Source organism: Sphingomonas sp. BL-S-28 (assembly GCF_055521515.1).
Genome location: NZ_CM145483.1, coordinates 95,385 through 110,196, shown reverse-complemented (window position 1 = coordinate 110,196; position 14,812 = coordinate 95,385). Strand labels below are relative to the sequence as shown.

Annotated in this window: 14 protein-coding genes; 5 read left to right on the top strand and 9 right to left on the bottom strand. The window is 62.6% G+C overall.

All coding sequences use genetic code 11. From position 1 onward, the window contains the following. Positions 1-135 precede the first annotated feature (135 nt). On the top strand, positions 136-2,286 hold the full coding sequence (locus ACZ1JC_RS00550; protein ID WP_465139852.1) for a catalase: 2,151 nt from the start codon (positions 136-138) through the stop codon (positions 2,284-2,286). Beyond that, a complete protein-coding gene (locus ACZ1JC_RS00545) occupies positions 2,283-3,515 on the top strand; it encodes an NAD(P)/FAD-dependent oxidoreductase (RefSeq protein WP_465169054.1) in 1,233 nt (410 codons plus the stop codon). Before ACZ1JC_RS00550 ends, ACZ1JC_RS00545 begins: the two co-directional genes overlap by 4 nt. A gap of 131 nt (positions 3,516-3,646) precedes the next feature. Here the strand turns inward: ACZ1JC_RS00545 and ACZ1JC_RS00540 are convergent, their stop codons facing one another. Together ACZ1JC_RS00540 and ACZ1JC_RS00535 are read right to left on the bottom strand one after the other, a co-directional pair. Continuing rightward, positions 3,647-3,826 carry a hypothetical protein gene (locus tag ACZ1JC_RS00540; RefSeq protein ID WP_465139853.1) on the bottom strand — a complete coding sequence of 60 codons (180 nt, stop codon included), beginning with the start codon at positions 3,824-3,826 and terminating at the stop codon, positions 3,647-3,649. Between the two features lie 205 nt (positions 3,827-4,031). Beyond that, a complete protein-coding gene (locus tag ACZ1JC_RS00535; RefSeq protein WP_465139854.1) occupies positions 4,032-4,241 on the bottom strand; it encodes a hypothetical protein in 210 nt (69 codons plus the stop codon). A 280-nt stretch (positions 4,242-4,521) separates the two neighbouring features. On the opposite strand from ACZ1JC_RS00535, the gene ACZ1JC_RS00530 reads away from it, so the two are divergent. Next, complete coding sequence (locus ACZ1JC_RS00530) at positions 4,522-5,358, top strand: alpha/beta fold hydrolase (RefSeq protein ID WP_465139855.1); 837 nt, start codon at positions 4,522-4,524, stop codon at positions 5,356-5,358. 97 nt (positions 5,359-5,455) lie between these two features. On the opposite strand, the gene ACZ1JC_RS00525 is transcribed toward ACZ1JC_RS00530, so the two are convergent. From ACZ1JC_RS00525 to ACZ1JC_RS00495, 7 genes are all read right to left on the bottom strand, one after another. Further along, entirely contained in the window at positions 5,456-5,731 is a 276-nt protein-coding gene (locus tag ACZ1JC_RS00525) for a hypothetical protein (RefSeq protein ID WP_465139856.1), read from the bottom strand. Between the two features lie 80 nt (positions 5,732-5,811). Continuing rightward, on the bottom strand, positions 5,812-6,363 hold the full coding sequence (locus ACZ1JC_RS00520) for a hypothetical protein (RefSeq protein WP_465139857.1): 552 nt from the start codon (positions 6,361-6,363) through the stop codon (positions 5,812-5,814). A 226-nt stretch (positions 6,364-6,589) separates the two neighbouring features. Further along, positions 6,590-7,837, bottom strand: coding sequence for a hypothetical protein (locus ACZ1JC_RS00515; protein ID WP_465139858.1), 1,248 nt, complete (start codon positions 7,835-7,837; stop codon positions 6,590-6,592). Positions 7,838-8,028: 191 nt separating this feature from the next. Then, positions 8,029-9,000, bottom strand: coding sequence for a copper resistance protein B (locus ACZ1JC_RS00510; protein ID WP_465139859.1), 972 nt, complete (start codon positions 8,998-9,000; stop codon positions 8,029-8,031). Continuing rightward, positions 9,000-10,772, bottom strand: a complete 1,773-nt coding sequence (locus ACZ1JC_RS00505) for a copper resistance system multicopper oxidase (protein WP_465139860.1) — start codon at positions 10,770-10,772, stop codon at positions 9,000-9,002. The genes ACZ1JC_RS00510 and ACZ1JC_RS00505 overlap by 1 nt, the downstream gene beginning before the upstream one ends. A 156-nt stretch (positions 10,773-10,928) precedes the next feature. Next, positions 10,929-12,140, bottom strand: a complete 1,212-nt coding sequence (locus ACZ1JC_RS00500; RefSeq protein WP_465139861.1) for a glycosyl transferase — start codon at positions 12,138-12,140, stop codon at positions 10,929-10,931. Positions 12,141-12,444: 304 nt separating this feature from the next. Continuing rightward, positions 12,445-13,131 carry a substrate binding domain-containing protein gene (locus ACZ1JC_RS00495; protein ID WP_465139862.1) on the bottom strand — a complete coding sequence of 229 codons (687 nt, stop codon included), beginning with the start codon at positions 13,129-13,131 and terminating at the stop codon, positions 12,445-12,447. Positions 13,132-13,536: 405 nt separating this feature from the next. Between ACZ1JC_RS00495 and ACZ1JC_RS00490 the strand changes: the two genes are divergently transcribed. Beyond that, the gene (locus ACZ1JC_RS00490) at positions 13,537-14,283 is read left to right on the top strand and encodes an SDR family oxidoreductase (protein WP_465139863.1); all 747 of its coding nucleotides are present in this window, start codon (positions 13,537-13,539) and stop codon (positions 14,281-14,283) included. A 60-nt stretch (positions 14,284-14,343) separates the two neighbouring features. Continuing rightward, on the top strand, positions 14,344-14,805 hold the full coding sequence (locus ACZ1JC_RS00485; protein ID WP_465139864.1) for a carboxymuconolactone decarboxylase family protein: 462 nt from the start codon (positions 14,344-14,346) through the stop codon (positions 14,803-14,805). The last annotated feature ends 7 nt before the right edge of the window (positions 14,806-14,812 follow it).

Sequence of the window (14,812 nt, the reverse complement as noted above, 5' to 3'; positions counted from 1 at the left end):
GCGGCCACGGCAGGCAGCGCGCAGGGCACGACGAGGCGAAATCGCTGGGGGGAACGCCGATGCGTTCAGGGCACTTTCATTGTCACATTGACCGGCCGTTCCGGCCCCACGCCCCAATTCGCAGGAGACGTCCCAATGCCCTCCCCCAAGGACAACCGTAGCCCCGCCGTCAAGAATGCGCTCGGCACGATTGCCGCCGGTTCCGGCCGCAACGACATCCAGACCAAACCGGGCGATGGCGGCGAACTGCACCAGGAAGTTTCCGGGGCGATCAGCGACCACGCGGCATTCCTGACCGACAATTTCGGCCATCGCATTTCCGACAACCAGAACAGTCTACGCGCCGGTGCAAGGGGTCCCTCGCTGCTGGAAGACTTCGTGCTGCGCGAAAAGATATTCCATTTCGACCATGAGCGTATTCCCGAACGCATCGTCCATGCCCGTGGAACCGGCGCCCACGGAACCTTCGAATGCACCCGCGCCATCCCGGAACTGACGAAAGCCTCGATTTTCCAGAAAAAGGGCGCGACCTGCCCCGTCTTCGTGCGCTTCTCGACTGTCGCGGGAGGGGCCGGCTCGGTCGACACGCCGCGCGATGTGCGGGGTTTCGCGGTCAAGTTCTACACCGAAACGGGTAATTGGGATTTGGTCGGCAACAACATCCCGGTCTTCTTCATCCAGGATGCCATCAAGTTCCCCGACCTCATCCATTCGGTGAAGATGGAGGCGGACCGCGGCTATCCGCAGGCCGCTTCCGCGCACGACACTTTCTGGGATTTCGTCTCGCTGATGCCGGAATCCCTGCACATGATCATGTGGGCAATGTCGGACCGCGCCATTCCCCGCTCCTATCGGATGATGGAAGGGTTCGGCGTCCACACCTTCCGCTTCGTCAATGAAAGCGGCGAGGGCAAATTCGTGAAATTCCATTGGCGGCCCGTGCTCGGCATGGAATCGCTGGTCTGGGACGAGGCGGTGAAGATCGCCGGCGCCGATCCGGATTTCCACCGGCGCGACCTCTTCGAGGCGATTGCGGACGGCGGGTTTCCCGCCTGGGATCTGGGCGTGCAGGTCTTCGACGAGGCTTGGGCCGCCAAGCAGCCTTACGACGTGCTCGATGCGACCAAGCTGATCCCGGAAGAGGAGATCCCGCTGGAGATTGTCGGGCGCCTCACCCTCGATCGGAATGTCGACAATTTCTTCGCGGAGACCGAGCAGGTCGCCTTCCTGCCCAGCAACGTGATCCCGGGGATCGACTTCACCAATGACCCGCTGCTGCAAGGCCGCCTGTTCTCGTATCTGGACACGCAAAAGTCGCGGCTCGGCACGACCAATTTCCACCAGATTCCGATCAACGCGCCCAAGTGCCCGTTCCACAACTTCCAGCGCGACGGCATGATGCAGACGCAAGTGCCGACCGGAAGGGCGAACTACGAACCGAATAGCCTGGCAGAGGCCGGCGAGGATGCCGGCCCACGCGCCTCGCCGGAAACCGGCTTTACCACCTTTTCCCAAAACGCTGAACGCAACGAACCGGAAGCGAAGCTGCGCGTCCGATCCGAACTCTTTGCCGATCACTACAGCCAGGCGGCGCTGTTCTATCATTCGCAGACCGAGAACGAGCAGGCGCACATCGCATCGGCCATTGTCTTCGAACTTTCAAAGGTTGCCATTCCCCACATTCGCGAGCGCGTGGTCGCGCGGCTGCGCAATGTCGACGAGCAGCTCGCCAAGCGCGTGGCGGACGGCCTCGCCATCGATCTGCCGGGGAAGGCCAAGGCCGCGCGCGCGCCGGTGGAGATGAAGCCGTCGGATGCGCTTTCCATCCAGAAGAAGGCGGTCGATACGCTGGAAGGGCGCAAGGTCGCCATCCTATTCGCCGAAGGATCTGACAAGACCGCGATCGAAACGCTCAAGTCCGCGATCGAGAAAGCAGGCGGCACGCCCTTTCTCGTGGCGCCCAAGGTCGGCGGGATTGCCGTCAAAGGCGGTACACTGGAAGCCGATGGCCAGCTTGCAGGCTCTCCCTCGGTGCTTTTCGACGCCGTCGCTTCTATCCTGATGCCGCAAGCCGCCGAGAAGCTGGCCATGCAGGGTGCTGCGGTCCAATGGTTCATGGATGCTTATGGGCATTGCAAGACGATCGCCCACTGCCCGGGCTCGCAGGTAATCCTCGACAAGGCTGGGATCGACAAGGACGAGGGTGTCGTGCCCGTGGAGGAATTCACGAAAGTGGGCGCGAAGCGGCACTGGGCGCGCGAGGCGAAAGTGCGCGATCTCGCGTGAGCGCTTCCATACCGCTTACCGAGGCAAGGGATCTGCGGACCGGCAGAGTGCCGTGGCGTGAACTGGACTGGCACCCTCCCGGCTCCGCTTCCTTGCCCACATCGCCAGTCGATGTCGCCATTCTTGGCGGCGGGATCATGGGTGCCGTTCTGGCAGAGAGACTCGCCCGCGGCGGACGAAGCGTGGCAATCTGCGATCGGCGTCCGCCGGGCAGCGGAAGCACGGCGGCGTCCACGGCCCAGATCATGTGGGCCATGGACACACCTTTGCTTTTTCTGGCCCGGGAACTGGGCGAAGCGGAAGCCGTCCGGCGATGGCGACGCGTGTTTGAAGCCGTGGAGCGCTTCGGCAAGCACCTCGACCATCTGGACGCTTCGTTGAAGCGCGATAGCCCGACGCTTTATCTGGCCGGAAGTCTGTTGGATCCGGAGGGGCTTGAAGCCGAGGGACGCCTTCACCGGCGGCACGGGCTTCCAAGCCACTATCTTCCCGCAGAAGCGGTCGCCAAGCGGTTCGGAATAGCACCAAGAGCCGGACTGGTTTCCACCGGCACTTATGCCATCGACCCGGTGCGAACCTGCCATGCCCTTCTGGCTCGTGCCGGATCGCGGGGGTGCACGCTGAGCTATCCCGTGGACGTCGTCGCGCTTCACCCGTCCAGCCATGGCGTTGAGCTGGAAACGGCAGCGGGCGGAACGTTCATGGCAAAGGACGTGATCCTGGCCACCGGATATGAACGGGCCCGCCTCTTCCTGCCGCCCCAGTTCTCCTTGCTGTCGACATACGTCATCGCAACAAGGCCCGGTACCGCGCCGTTGTGGCAGGAAGATGCGATGATCTGGGAAGCGAACGATCCCTACCTTTACGTCCGTTCGTGCAGCGAAGGGCGGATCATTGCCGGCGGCGAGGATGTCGAACTGTCGCAGGCCGAAGCACGCGATGGTCTGCTGGAAGCCAAGGCCGGCAGGATCGCCGCCCGCCTTGCCGCCATGCTGGGCCAAGACAAGATCGACTGGGATTGCGCCTGGACAGCCACCTTCGGCAGCTCCCCGGACAGCTTGCCGGCGATAGGTCCCGCGCAATCGATGGAGCATGTCTGGATCGCCGCTGGGTTCGGGGGCAACGGGATCGCTTTTGCAGCGCTGGCGGCTGAGTTACTGGAAGCTGCCATCGATGGGGCGCCGGGGCCGGATGCGAACCTGTTCGATCCCTATCGTTTTCAACGGTGAAGTTTTCGCCCCGAAACCATCGTGCCGCAAACGCCGACGACGAAAAAACACCGCCCCAATCCGGAGAGATCGGGGCGGCGGGTGGGACCGGCTAGCCTGCAATCACGCTTGCCGGAATAGGATTGTAAGGGTCAAGGCTTGCCGTTGCCGGGCGTGCCCGACTTCGGAGCCTTGCCATCTTCGACCCGGCCTTCGTTGCGAAGATCACGCCCTTCCTGAGCCTTTTCCTGGCTCTTGGCGGACTTGCCGTGTTCGTAGGCTTCTTCCTTCACGTAGCCGGCGGCTTCCTTGATTTCGCCCTTGATGCTCATCAAACTCTCCTGTGTTCTCGCCATGCTTGGCTCACGGGAATGAAGCGCGCGAAAACTGAATAAGGTCCCGATCCCGCCACCGATCGATGCCCTGTCGAGGCAGAGTGTGGCCCACACGCGGTGTGACCCCCGGCCATACCCTGTAAGCGAGTTTGCGCCCGCGATAGCGCCAGACGCCCCGTTGCTCGGCGGGCACGTGAAGGCATCAGGATGCGCCCTTGCGATCCTCGACCTCGTGAATGTTTCCCGGCGGCGGCGGACCGTCCTTGCCCCGGCCAGTCGCCTTGTCGCTACCGTGCGGATCGGTTGCTGCCCGCGGTGCCTTCCCCTTGGCGGCGGGCGGCTTGATCATCTCGTTTTCGACTTCGTGGTTCTTTGGACGATCCCCGGGCTGGCGGGACTGGCTATCGCTCATGTTCCATCTCCTCGAAAAAGTGCCGAACTGCGGCGCCTCTTCCTGTCCCTAACCGGCACGAAGCCTGAGACGTTCCCGCGCCCCCGGTCGCGGCAACTGCATCCTCAAGCCCGATCCCGGTCAAAGCGACAGATCAAATGTTCCAATTTATCGAAATATAACAAAGATTTTATGCGACTTTTCAGAAATCCTGATCTTCGCCAGAAGGCTTGTCAGCGGCTGACACCAAGGCCCCGCTCCAGGGCTCTGCCCCACCACACATCTTTGAAGGAATTTCCCCATGGCATACGTAACCACCCAAGACGGCGTCGAAATCTTCTTCAAGGATTGGGGCCCCAAGAATGCCCAGCCGATCGTCTTCCACCACGGCTGGCCGCTCTCCTCGGACGATTGGGATGCGCAGATGCTGTTCTTCCTCTCCAAGGGCTATCGCGTCGTCGCCCATGACCGCCGCGGCCATGGCCGCTCGGAACAAGTGAGCGAGGGTCATGACATGGACCACTACGCTGCCGATGCCGCCGCAGTGATGGAGCACCTCGACCTGCGCAACGCCATCCACATCGGCCATTCGACGGGCGGCGGTGAAGTCGCGGCCTATGTCGCCCGCTACGGCATCCCGCAGGGGCGCGTCGCCAAGGCCGTGCTGGTCAGCGCCGTACCGCCGATCATGCTCAAGACCGAGCGCTATCCGGGCGGCTTGCCGATCGAAGTGTTCGACGGTCTGCGCGCCGGGCTTGCCGCCAACCGCTCGCAGTTCTTCCGCGACGTTGCCGCCGGCCCGTTCTATGGCTTCAACCGCGACGGCGCCGATGTGAAGCCCGCCGTGATCGACAACTGGTGGCGCCAGGGCATGATGGGCAGCGCCAAGGCGCACTATGACGGCATCAAGGCCTTCTCGGAAACCGACCAGACCGACGATCTGAAGGCGATCACGGTGCCCACGCTGGTGCTCCACGGCGATGACGATCAGGTCGTGCCCTACATGAATGCCGGCGTGCTTCAGGCAGAGATCCTGCCGGATGCGACACTCAAGATCTACGAGGGCTTCTCGCACGGCATGCTCACCGTCAACGCCGACACCATCAATCCCGACCTGCTCGCCTTCGTGCAGGCCTGAACGATAGAATGGCCTCCGGGACGCTGATCGCTATCCCGGGGGCTTATCTAACGAGACGCATACGCCCTTAGCGGCAGCGCGACGCGCCGCTTATGTTTCAACGCCTCCTCCGGCTTGCCCAGCGGCCCGCACAAAGTACAATCGCCACATTCAGGATTATGCCGGCGACTATCACAGCAATTGCCCCGACCATCCCCGGATCGCCGAGATGCGGGAGGAGTAGCGTCCACGGGAGAGCCAGCAGCAGCACGAAGACCCCGCTAAGCGGATCGTCCGAAACCCCGAACCAACCATGGGAACTCGCCGGGATCAGCAGGAACGCCGAAGCGCAAAGCAGCACGTAAAACACCGAAATGCCGATGGCCCATTTCATCGTTTGCCCTCGCATCTGCCAACTGGAATGGGTTCTGGGCCGGGTCGCGGCACTGCGTGCTACGATCCGGCTCTTCTCCGTCACTTCTTTCCGATTTCGTCCCATTGCTCCACCCGGCCTTCAGCGCGCCCGGTGCACGAGACCTTGCGGCCGTAATTGTCTGAGAGGATCACTTCCCAGAAACCGGGCCGCAGCGCGCTTACCGTGCCCATTTTGCCATTGGGGCCAAATGCATCCTGGCAGGCCTTGATGGCGGCAGCGCGGCCGCCGGACTGTCCGCTGCCACTGGCGCCGGGCTGGCAGCGATAACGATCTGCCTCTGAAACATCGGGCGCGTTGCAGTCGAACCCTTGCGATGCGCTTGCGTTACCGCTTTTCCCGCATTGCTGCGGCGTCGCGGTGTCGATCCGCGCGACCCGGCCGTTGCCGATCGAGACCGCTGCACAGGTGCGGCTCGAACCATTCCACCAGAATTGCGTGCCTTGCGCGCGGGCCAGTTCAAAGCCGCGATTGGACATCTCGTTGTCAAGCGAACTGCCGCGCATACCCACCAGATCGGCTAGAGCGGCGGGCGGCTTCGCCTGGGCCAGCCCCACGGCGCCGACCGCCAGCGCCAACCCGCCCATCACCATGTATCTGCTCTTACCCATCGGAATTCTCCTGCTGGAAACAAGGCAAGTAGTCTTCTTGTGCAAATATCGGCGATATTGGCCACGCGGCGGTCATGGTCGCGATAGTGGGTCTGGCCGGCGTCGCGCCCCATTTGTCGCCTTCCATAGCATCAGATTCATCACATCGCAGACCGTAAAGCTACCGCCTTGGCGTGCGAAGTAACGAAGCATCTGCGCGTCCGTCAGGTCAGTCCATACCCAAAGACCAGGCATGGCCGAACTGCAGGTAGAAGACGGCCCCGTCCGGTCCATAGGCGACATCCACCCCGGCATCGAAACCCAGCTTGCGCGCGAGGCGATAGCGAAAGCCGGCGCCGCCCGCCCAGATGCCACCCGAATCCTTGTAAATCCGTTTGCTGCCCGCATCCGTCGTCCCAAAGCCGCCGAAGGCAAGCACAGACCAGCGCGGGGTCAATTGCCATGTCGTTTCGAATTCGGAACTGACGGCGCTCATACCTTGATATCGCATGGCTGGAACGCCGCGCAGATCGACGGCAGGTGCGAAAAAGACAGGAAAATCACCGCGAATGGCCTTCAGTTCGAACTTCATCCCAAAGCGCAGATTGGATGTGAAGTGATCGAAGGAATAGGTTTCCAGGCTGTAGGTTTCATAGTTCCGGTCACTGCCGAAAGCGCTCCGGTTGAATTTTCCTTCGATATAGGCGTTGGTTCCCTTGGTGGGCGTCAGGGTATTGTCGCGGCTGTCGAAGTGAAAGCCAAAGCCCAGCGCGCCTGTGTGCAGGGTGTGGTTGAAGTTGTCCGAAAAGTCGTCGGGTAGCCCGGAAATATCCAACTTTGACTTGAGCTTCCGGAAATCGAACAGCGGTCCTGCGGAGAAGCGTTCGTCGCCGAAATGCCAGAGTGCGGATCCCAGGATGCCGTAGTCGTAGTGGTTGGTATATTCGACGCCGCCGGGTGCGAAAGCGGGATAGGAATCCAGGGTGATTTTGCCGTGGCCAATACCGAACCGATAATTGAGCCGCCCATCGATGGCATAACCCGATTGAAAATAGCCGATGCCCTTCGAACCGTTACCGGTCTTGAAGGCCCCCACGATGTGCTTGGTCACTTGTCTGGGACGGTCCGGGTGCACCGAGAGGAAGGCGGCCGCCAACCCGAACCCACCGTCCACCGCAGGCTCTGTGATGATGATCGGAACGGGTATGAAACCGCCCTTGGCAAGGAAATTGGACAAGTCCAATCCGTGATCCTGCTCATCAATGAAGCGACTGAAGAAGCCGGTTTTGTGCGGCTGCGTTGACGAGTCTTCAGGCGCAGCGGCATCCGGCGGTTGCACCTCGGAGGTGGCGGCGATTACCGGCTGCGAGGCATCCGTTTCCTGCGCACGCAAAGGCGAAGCGATACCGGCCAGGATGATACTGCCACCCAACACCGCAACCGTGCGAAATTTCCTACCAAGCAAATCGTGGCGCACCCGCATCCCCTGTCGTCAACGACAAAAGTTTTGCCGGTCGAAACGCTAAGCGGGCGCAAATACGCGCGCTATTGGGACATTCCCCGTCTTCACCGCGATTGAACCCCTAGAGCAGTTTTCGGTTGGCCGCATTTTCCGAGTCATCAGATGATTCCATCTGATTAGAAAATGCTCTATGTCGACCGCGCCGGTCAGAACATCGCGCGCACACCGAAAACCGCCGAAACGCCGGACACACCCTCACCCGCAGCCCGCGCAATTCGGGCGGTTCCGCCAAGCTTACGCTCCCAATTTACGCCCACATAAGGCGCCAGCGAGCGGTTGCGTTCATAGCGAAGCCTTGCCCCCATTTCGAGGCGCTCGAAGCCTGCGCCGACATTCAGCGCCGGTACGTCCTGAAACGCAAAATCCACCTCGGCCTCGGGCTCGACCACCAGCGACTGGGTGATGCGCTGGGTATAGCCTGCCTTGCCGCGTGCATGAACATCGCCCTTGTTCGAAACGAGCAACTGGCCTTGCAGTTCGAACCAATAAGGCGCCAGCCCCTCGATGCCGACCAGTGCATAAGTGCGCTGCGGATCGGGGCGGAAATCCTGCCTCATGCCGAGTTGCAAGTTGAACCACGGATCAAGGGCGTGACGCCAGTAGGCTCCCAGTTCGATGCGCTCGGCCCGCTCGCCGAACGTGCCCTCGCCCTCACTGGCGAGCACGATCCGGTCGATATCGCCGCCGTACCATGCCTGCCCTTCCCAGCCGAAGCCGTCTCCGCCCTTGCCGGTGCGGAATTCCAGTTGATCGACCTGAAGCGCCAAGGTGTTGAATGTCATCTCCTTCACCATCGCCGCGCGCGAGGCCGCCATGCGGTCGGGCGCAAAGAACCGCTCGGCGGGATAGTCTGTCGGCACCGGCGGCGGCGGCGCGTTGCCCGGCTCGTCGAAGGCAGTGCTTGCGGGCACGGCGTGGGCGGAATGATCCATGCCCTTCATGTCCGGCGCGCTCATGTCCATGCCAGACATGTCCATCTGTGAATGGTCCATGCTGCCATGATCCATTCCGGCATGTTCGTCGGCCTGCGTCGGTGTGGAGCCGGGCTCTTGTGCCTGCACGGCCAAAGGGGAGGTCGCCAGCAGCAGCGAGGTGAGGACCGGGAAGAGGCGTCCCATCAGGCTTCTCGCTCCTGGCGCACCGTCACCACGCGCATCATTCCAGCGTGCATGTGCAGAAGCATGTGACAGTGGAAGGCCCAGTCGCCCTCGGCATCGGTGGTGAGATCGAACGAAGCCTTGCCGCCCGGCAAAACGTTGACAGTGTGCTTGCGCGCCCGGTTCCCAGGTTCTCCGCTGACCAGTTCGAAGAAGTGGCCATGGAGGTGGATCGGGTGCGGCATCATCGTGTCGTTGATGAGATTGACGCGCACGCGCTCGCCCAGCCGGAAGGGGATCGGCGCCGGATTCTCCGACATCGCCTCGCCGTCCATGGACCACATGTAGCGTTCCATATTCGCGGTCAGATGCACGTCGATCTGGCGGCTCGGCACGCGCGGATCGGGATTGGGATCGCGCGAGCGCAAGTCCGCATACGTCAGCACGCGGTGATCGACGCTTTCCAGTCCAGTCGGGCGGTCGGCAAGCCGGTCTACTGGCATTGGAGAGAGCGTGGCGACGCCCGGCCCCATCTTCACGCCCGGCGCGACCGAGGGATCGCGCATCGACATCGAATGGCCGCTCATGGAACTGTTGGCAGGCTTGCTGAGGTCGATCTCGCCGCCCTCGCCCATGTCCATGCCGCTCATGTCCATACCCATGTCGCGCATGGTGAGCACAGGCCGTTCGCGCAATTTCGGTGTCTCGCCAACAAGGCCCGCCCGCTGCGCCAGTGTTGCGCGGACGAGGCCGGAGCGGTCGATGGCCTCTGCAATCACTCCGTAGCTTTCCGCCGAGCCGGGTTCGACGATGAAGTCATAAGTCTCGGCAATCGCGATCTGCACTTCGTCGGTCTCGATCGGCTGCACGGGATTGCCGTCCGCTGCCACCACGGTCAGCGGCAGCCCGGGAATACGGAAGTTGAAGTTCGTCATCGACGAGGCATTGATGACGCGCAGGCGCACTTTCTCGCCCGGCGCGAACAGGCCGGTCCAGTTCTCGGCATTGCCGTGGCCGTTGACGAGGAAGCTGTAAGTCGATCCGGTCACGTCCGAGATATCGGTCGCGTCCATGCGCATCTTCGCCCAGCCAAGACGGTCGGCCAGCGACTGGTCCTTGCCGGCCAGCAGCCCGGAAAGCGTCTGGCGCTGGCGGTTGAAGTAGCCACCCATCATCTTCAGACGGCGCATCTGCTCATGCGGATGGATCGAGCTCCAGTCCGACAGGACCAGCACATGCTCGCGGTCCCAGGCGATCGGATCGGGGCCGGCGGGATCGATCACGATCGGGCCGAACAGCCCTTCCGCCTCCTGCATCCCGGAGTGTGAGTGGTACCAGAATGTGCCTGAATGGGTCAGGGGGAACTCGTAGACGAAGGTCTCGCCCGGATCGATGCCGGGGAAGCTGACACCCGGCACACCGTCCATCTGGAACGGCACCAGCAGCCCGTGCCAGTGGATCGAGCTCTGCTCCTTCAGATTGTTGGTGACGGCGATGCGCACCGTCTCGCCTTCGCGCAGGCGCAGCAGCGGCGCGGGCAGCGTGCCGTTGACGGTTACCGCATGGCCCGAACGCCCGCCGGTCGCAAAATGGCTCTCGCCGATCTGCAGCGCGATGGAGTTGCCGGTAAGAGCGCCGGAAACAGTGCGTGCATGGACGATGCCCGACGTCCCGCTCTTCGCCCAGGCCGGGAACAGCCCGGCTACTCCAAGACTTCCGGCAAATGCGCCGCCAAGGGCAAGCACACGTCTACGCTGGAACAGGGGGCGACCGGAGATATCATGCGACGTCATGCAGGGGATACGGTTGCGCCGCGCCCATCCCTCGGCAAGGCACGATAAAATCGGTCATCATGATATTCGGCGTCGGTCCCGCCCCTCGCACACTTGGGGCCTTCGCCGTGCGGCAGGCGCGGTCTTCAGTTCACCTGTCGGCGATGCGCCGACCGCTCATCTGAACGACAGATCGCGCTTCTTCCACCGCGTGGCGATCGCGGCGCGCGCCGGCCTTGCGTAGCCGGCTTTCGTGCTCTGTTCGATGAGTTCTGCCGCTCTCGCAATCGGATCCCCGGCTGCCAGTTTCACGTCGCCGTTCTCGTCCCAGTCCAGGCCATCCAGCGCCTGCTGCGCACGCGCCCTTTGCGCCGTTTTGTACCGGTCGTGGCGGTGGAAAGCCCGATCTATCCCGCCAAGAATATCGCAATCGGGCGAAATCACATCGCCGAATTGCCACATGGCATAATCGGGATTCCCCTCCCATCGGGCGTCATGCGCATTGACGAACAGACATGGGCGCGGCTGGACGAGAAATTCGTAGACCTGGCTGCTGACGTCCCCCAGATAGAGATCGGCGCCAAAGGTATAGGTCATGTCGATGGAACGTCGCGATCCCAGATCGACGATCACGCGGCCCGGCACGGCCAGCGCCTTCAGCGCCTCAAGCCGGGCATCATCCCACTGTTCCGCCAGCCTGACATGGGGCGCGACGACCAGATTGTACCGGCCATCGGCGAGAACCGCCTCGACAAGGCGGGCAGTGAAATCGCCTGCCGAGGACAACTTGCAGTTGAAGTGGGGATTGTAGAGAATGATCGGGCGACTGTCGTCGAACAGGCGCGGCCGCTGCGCTTGCATGCGAAGGCTTGCGGCAATTTTCACGGGGCCGGCGGCTGCGCAGTTCTGTTCGCTGACCAGTCCTTCGCGCAGCAACCTGTCGCGATCCTTCCGACCGGCAACCACCACGTAGTCGAAAAAGCGGAACCGCTTTTCGAAGCCGACGGCGCGATCCCCGGCGCCATGCGGAATGTGGATCAACTTGCCGCAGCGTCCCGGCAGACGCTTCAGGAGAGTGGAAGTCCGTTCCGCACAGAGAATCGCGTCGGCAGCGCGAATGCGATTGGCCCAAAACAGAAGGCGGGAAAGCTTGTCGAGCCTTTGGGGCATGTGGCTGCCAAGCCAGGAAGGCAGATCCATGGCCACGACCTTCGGCAAAGGGTATCCCACGCCGTCCGCAATGGCCTTGACCTCGCAGATATCGTCGGCATGGGGCACGAAGACCGTCACGTCGAAGGAACCCCGGCGTTGCAGCTCGAAAGCGACAGGCAAAAAGTGCGCGAATTGATGCCGCCCGCCGATGGCGGGGACGTGCAAGCGACGCTTCATGGGATCAGCCTTGCATATCGAGGCGCCGATACGGGAATTGCCCGTAACCAACAGCGCATTCGTGACTCACGCCGAAAGCGATCAGCAAATCACCGGGGCACAGCCCCTTAAGTCCAAGATCGGGCCCACCGGCCACACACAACTCCACAATTCTAGCGACCTGTTTGTTCGTTAATTAAAGCAGCGAGGGCGCAACTGTCCAGAGCGAGCCCATCCGCTTTGGCTCAACATGGCCTATCAGGCGCACATTGCGCGGATATTTCTGGCGCGTGACAATTCCCCCGTCCCCGCGTCGCACGGCCTATTAGGAAGCCATTGGAGCGGGCCTTTCGGACAGGGCCTGGGCATCGCTTTCCCAAGGCGGGATGCCCCGGAACGCGTCGGCAAGGAAATCTACCATAAGCCGCACTTTGGCAGAAAGATGCCGCCGGCTGGCGTAGAGGGCGAGGATGTCGATATCCGGAAGGTTCCAGCCGGGGAGCAACGGCAGCAGGGCACCGTCACGCAGATCCTCACCGATCAGGAAACTTGGCTGCCAGGTGATCGCCTCGCCCGCCAGCGCCACGGCGCGCGCGGTATCGCCGCTATTCGTGCGCAGCCGCGTTCCCACGCGCAGCCGCGTTCCCACGCGCACCCGCGTTTCAACGCCGGCATCGTCGAGGAAGGTCCAGATATCGGGTTCCGGCGCATATCCATAGATTACACAGGCATGGTCGGCGAGTGCAGCAGGATCCCGAGGTGTGCCGTGCTTCGCAAGATAAGCCGGAGAAGCGCAGAGGACATTGCGCGACGTTGCCAGTTTGCGGGATACATAGCTTTGCGATCCGCCACGCGAAATGCGGATGCCGAGGTCGAAACCTTCCTCGACAATGTCCACAACGCGGTCGGTCAGCGCGATGTCGAGTTCGACTTGCGGATGCAAAGCCATGAAGCGCGGCCACAGCGGGGCCAGATGGCGCATGCCGAAGACGAGCGGCGCGTTGATCCGCAAGCGACCGCGCGCCCCGGCGGCGCTGGCGGTCGCGGCGGCCTCCGCCTCTTCGACATCGTCAAGAATGGCGCGGGCGCGCTCGTAAAGCGCCTCGCCTGCCTCGGTCAGCGAGACGCGGCGCGACGTACGGTTGAGCAGGCGCGTGCCGAGATGCCCCTCCAGTTCCGAGACATAACGGGTAACATTGGCCGGAGAGGTATCAAGCGCATCGGCGGCGCGCGCGAAGCCGCCACGCGAACCACGGCGGCAAACACTTCATAGGCACGCAAACGGTCCATAAGCCAATCCTTCAGCTTTCCTGAATGAATGCCCCATCTTCTGCCCATCGATCAAGGATCGATTGAAGCATAGATGGATACCTGTCGCCGACGCGATGGACGCCGGCCCCATACAAGGAGCTTTGAAATGAACCGTCTTTCCAACAAGTTCGCACTCGTAACCGGAGCAACCAGCGGAATCGGCCTCGCCACGGCCCGCCGCTTCATCGAAGAAGGCGCCACCGTCGCCATCACCGGCACCAGCGAGGAAAAGCTGGCCGCCGCCAAGGCCGAACTGGGCGACGTGCTCACCATCCGCGCCGATGCCGGCGACGTTGCCGGACAGGCGGCGATCGCGGAGGCAATCCGCGCAGCGTTCGGCCAGTTGGACGTCCTTTTCGTCAACGCCGGCGTGGCCGACTTCCGCCCGCTCGAAAACTGGGATGAAGCCGGCTTCGACCGCACATTCGCGGTCAATGTGAAGGGCCCGCTGTTCCTGGTACAGGCGCTGCTGCCGCTGTTCGGCAATCCGGCCTCGATCGTTCTCAACGGATCGATCAACGCCCGTCTCGGCAAGCCCAACTCGATCGTCTATGCCGCCTCCAAGGCTGCGCTGATCTCGCTTGCCCGCACGCTTTCCGGCGAACTGATCGGACGCGGCATCCGGGCCAACGTCGTCAGCCCCGGGCCGGTCACCACGCCGATCTATGGCAAGCTGGGCCTGTCCGATGCGGATCTCAGCGGCATGAAGGACTATCTGATCGGCGCCATCCCGGCGGGCCGCTTCGGCGAACCCAATGAAATTGCCGAGGCCGTGGTCCACCTTGCCTCGGACGAGAGCCGCTACACCGTCGGCAGCGAATTGATCATCGACGGCGGCATGAGCAATATCTGAAGGAAAACCGGCGGCGCTCCATCGGGGCGCCGCCCCTTCTCTCTTTCAAGGAGACGAACGATGCGCATGGATTACAACCGGGCAGCAGCGAACGGCATGAAGGCGCTGGGCGGCCTCTATGGCTACATCATGACCAGCGGCTTGCCCAAGACGCTGGTGGACCTTGTCTACCTGCGTGTCAGCCAGATCAACGGCTGCGCCTATTGCATCGACATGCACAGCCGCGATCTGATCAAGGACGGCATGGCGCTGGAAAAGCTGGTGCTGGTGCCGGCCTGGGCCGAAAGCGACCCACTGTTCGATGCGCAGGAACGCGCGGCACTGGCCTGGGCGGAAACGGTCACCCGCGTTGCCGAAACGCACGTGCCCGATGCGGCCTATGAGGCAGCGGCGCAGGTCTTCGACGAGAAGCAACTGGCCGACCTCACCCTCGCGATCGGGTTGATGAACACCTACAACCGGATGGCCATCAGCTTTCGTGCGGAACCGCAGGCGGCCGCAAATGCTCGGGGCCAGTCCTGAACAGCCT

Bases quoted from the DNA above. Each gene is read 5' to 3' on its own strand.
- ACZ1JC_RS00550 (WP_465139852.1), top strand. From the start codon at position 136: ATGCCCTCCCCCAAGGACAACCGTAGCCCCGCCGTCAAGAATGCGCTC.
- ACZ1JC_RS00540 (WP_465139853.1), bottom strand. From the start codon at position 3,826: ATGAGCATCAAGGGCGAAATCAAGGAAGCCGCCGGCTACGTGAAGGAA.
- ACZ1JC_RS00535 (WP_465139854.1), bottom strand. From the start codon at position 4,241: ATGAGCGATAGCCAGTCCCGCCAGCCCGGGGATCGTCCAAAGAACCAC.
- ACZ1JC_RS00530 (WP_465139855.1), top strand. From the start codon at position 4,522: ATGGCATACGTAACCACCCAAGACGGCGTCGAAATCTTCTTCAAGGAT.
- ACZ1JC_RS00525 (WP_465139856.1), bottom strand. From the start codon at position 5,731: ATGAAATGGGCCATCGGCATTTCGGTGTTTTACGTGCTGCTTTGCGCT.
- ACZ1JC_RS00520 (WP_465139857.1), bottom strand. From the start codon at position 6,363: ATGGTGATGGGCGGGTTGGCGCTGGCGGTCGGCGCCGTGGGGCTGGCC.
- ACZ1JC_RS00510 (WP_465139859.1), bottom strand. From the start codon at position 9,000: ATGGGACGCCTCTTCCCGGTCCTCACCTCGCTGCTGCTGGCGACCTCC.
- ACZ1JC_RS00505 (WP_465139860.1), bottom strand. From the start codon at position 10,772: ATGACGTCGCATGATATCTCCGGTCGCCCCCTGTTCCAGCGTAGACGT.
- ACZ1JC_RS00500 (WP_465139861.1), bottom strand. From the start codon at position 12,140: ATGAAGCGTCGCTTGCACGTCCCCGCCATCGGCGGGCGGCATCAATTC.
- ACZ1JC_RS00490 (WP_465139863.1), top strand. From the start codon at position 13,537: ATGAACCGTCTTTCCAACAAGTTCGCACTCGTAACCGGAGCAACCAGC.
- ACZ1JC_RS00485 (WP_465139864.1), top strand. From the start codon at position 14,344: ATGCGCATGGATTACAACCGGGCAGCAGCGAACGGCATGAAGGCGCTG.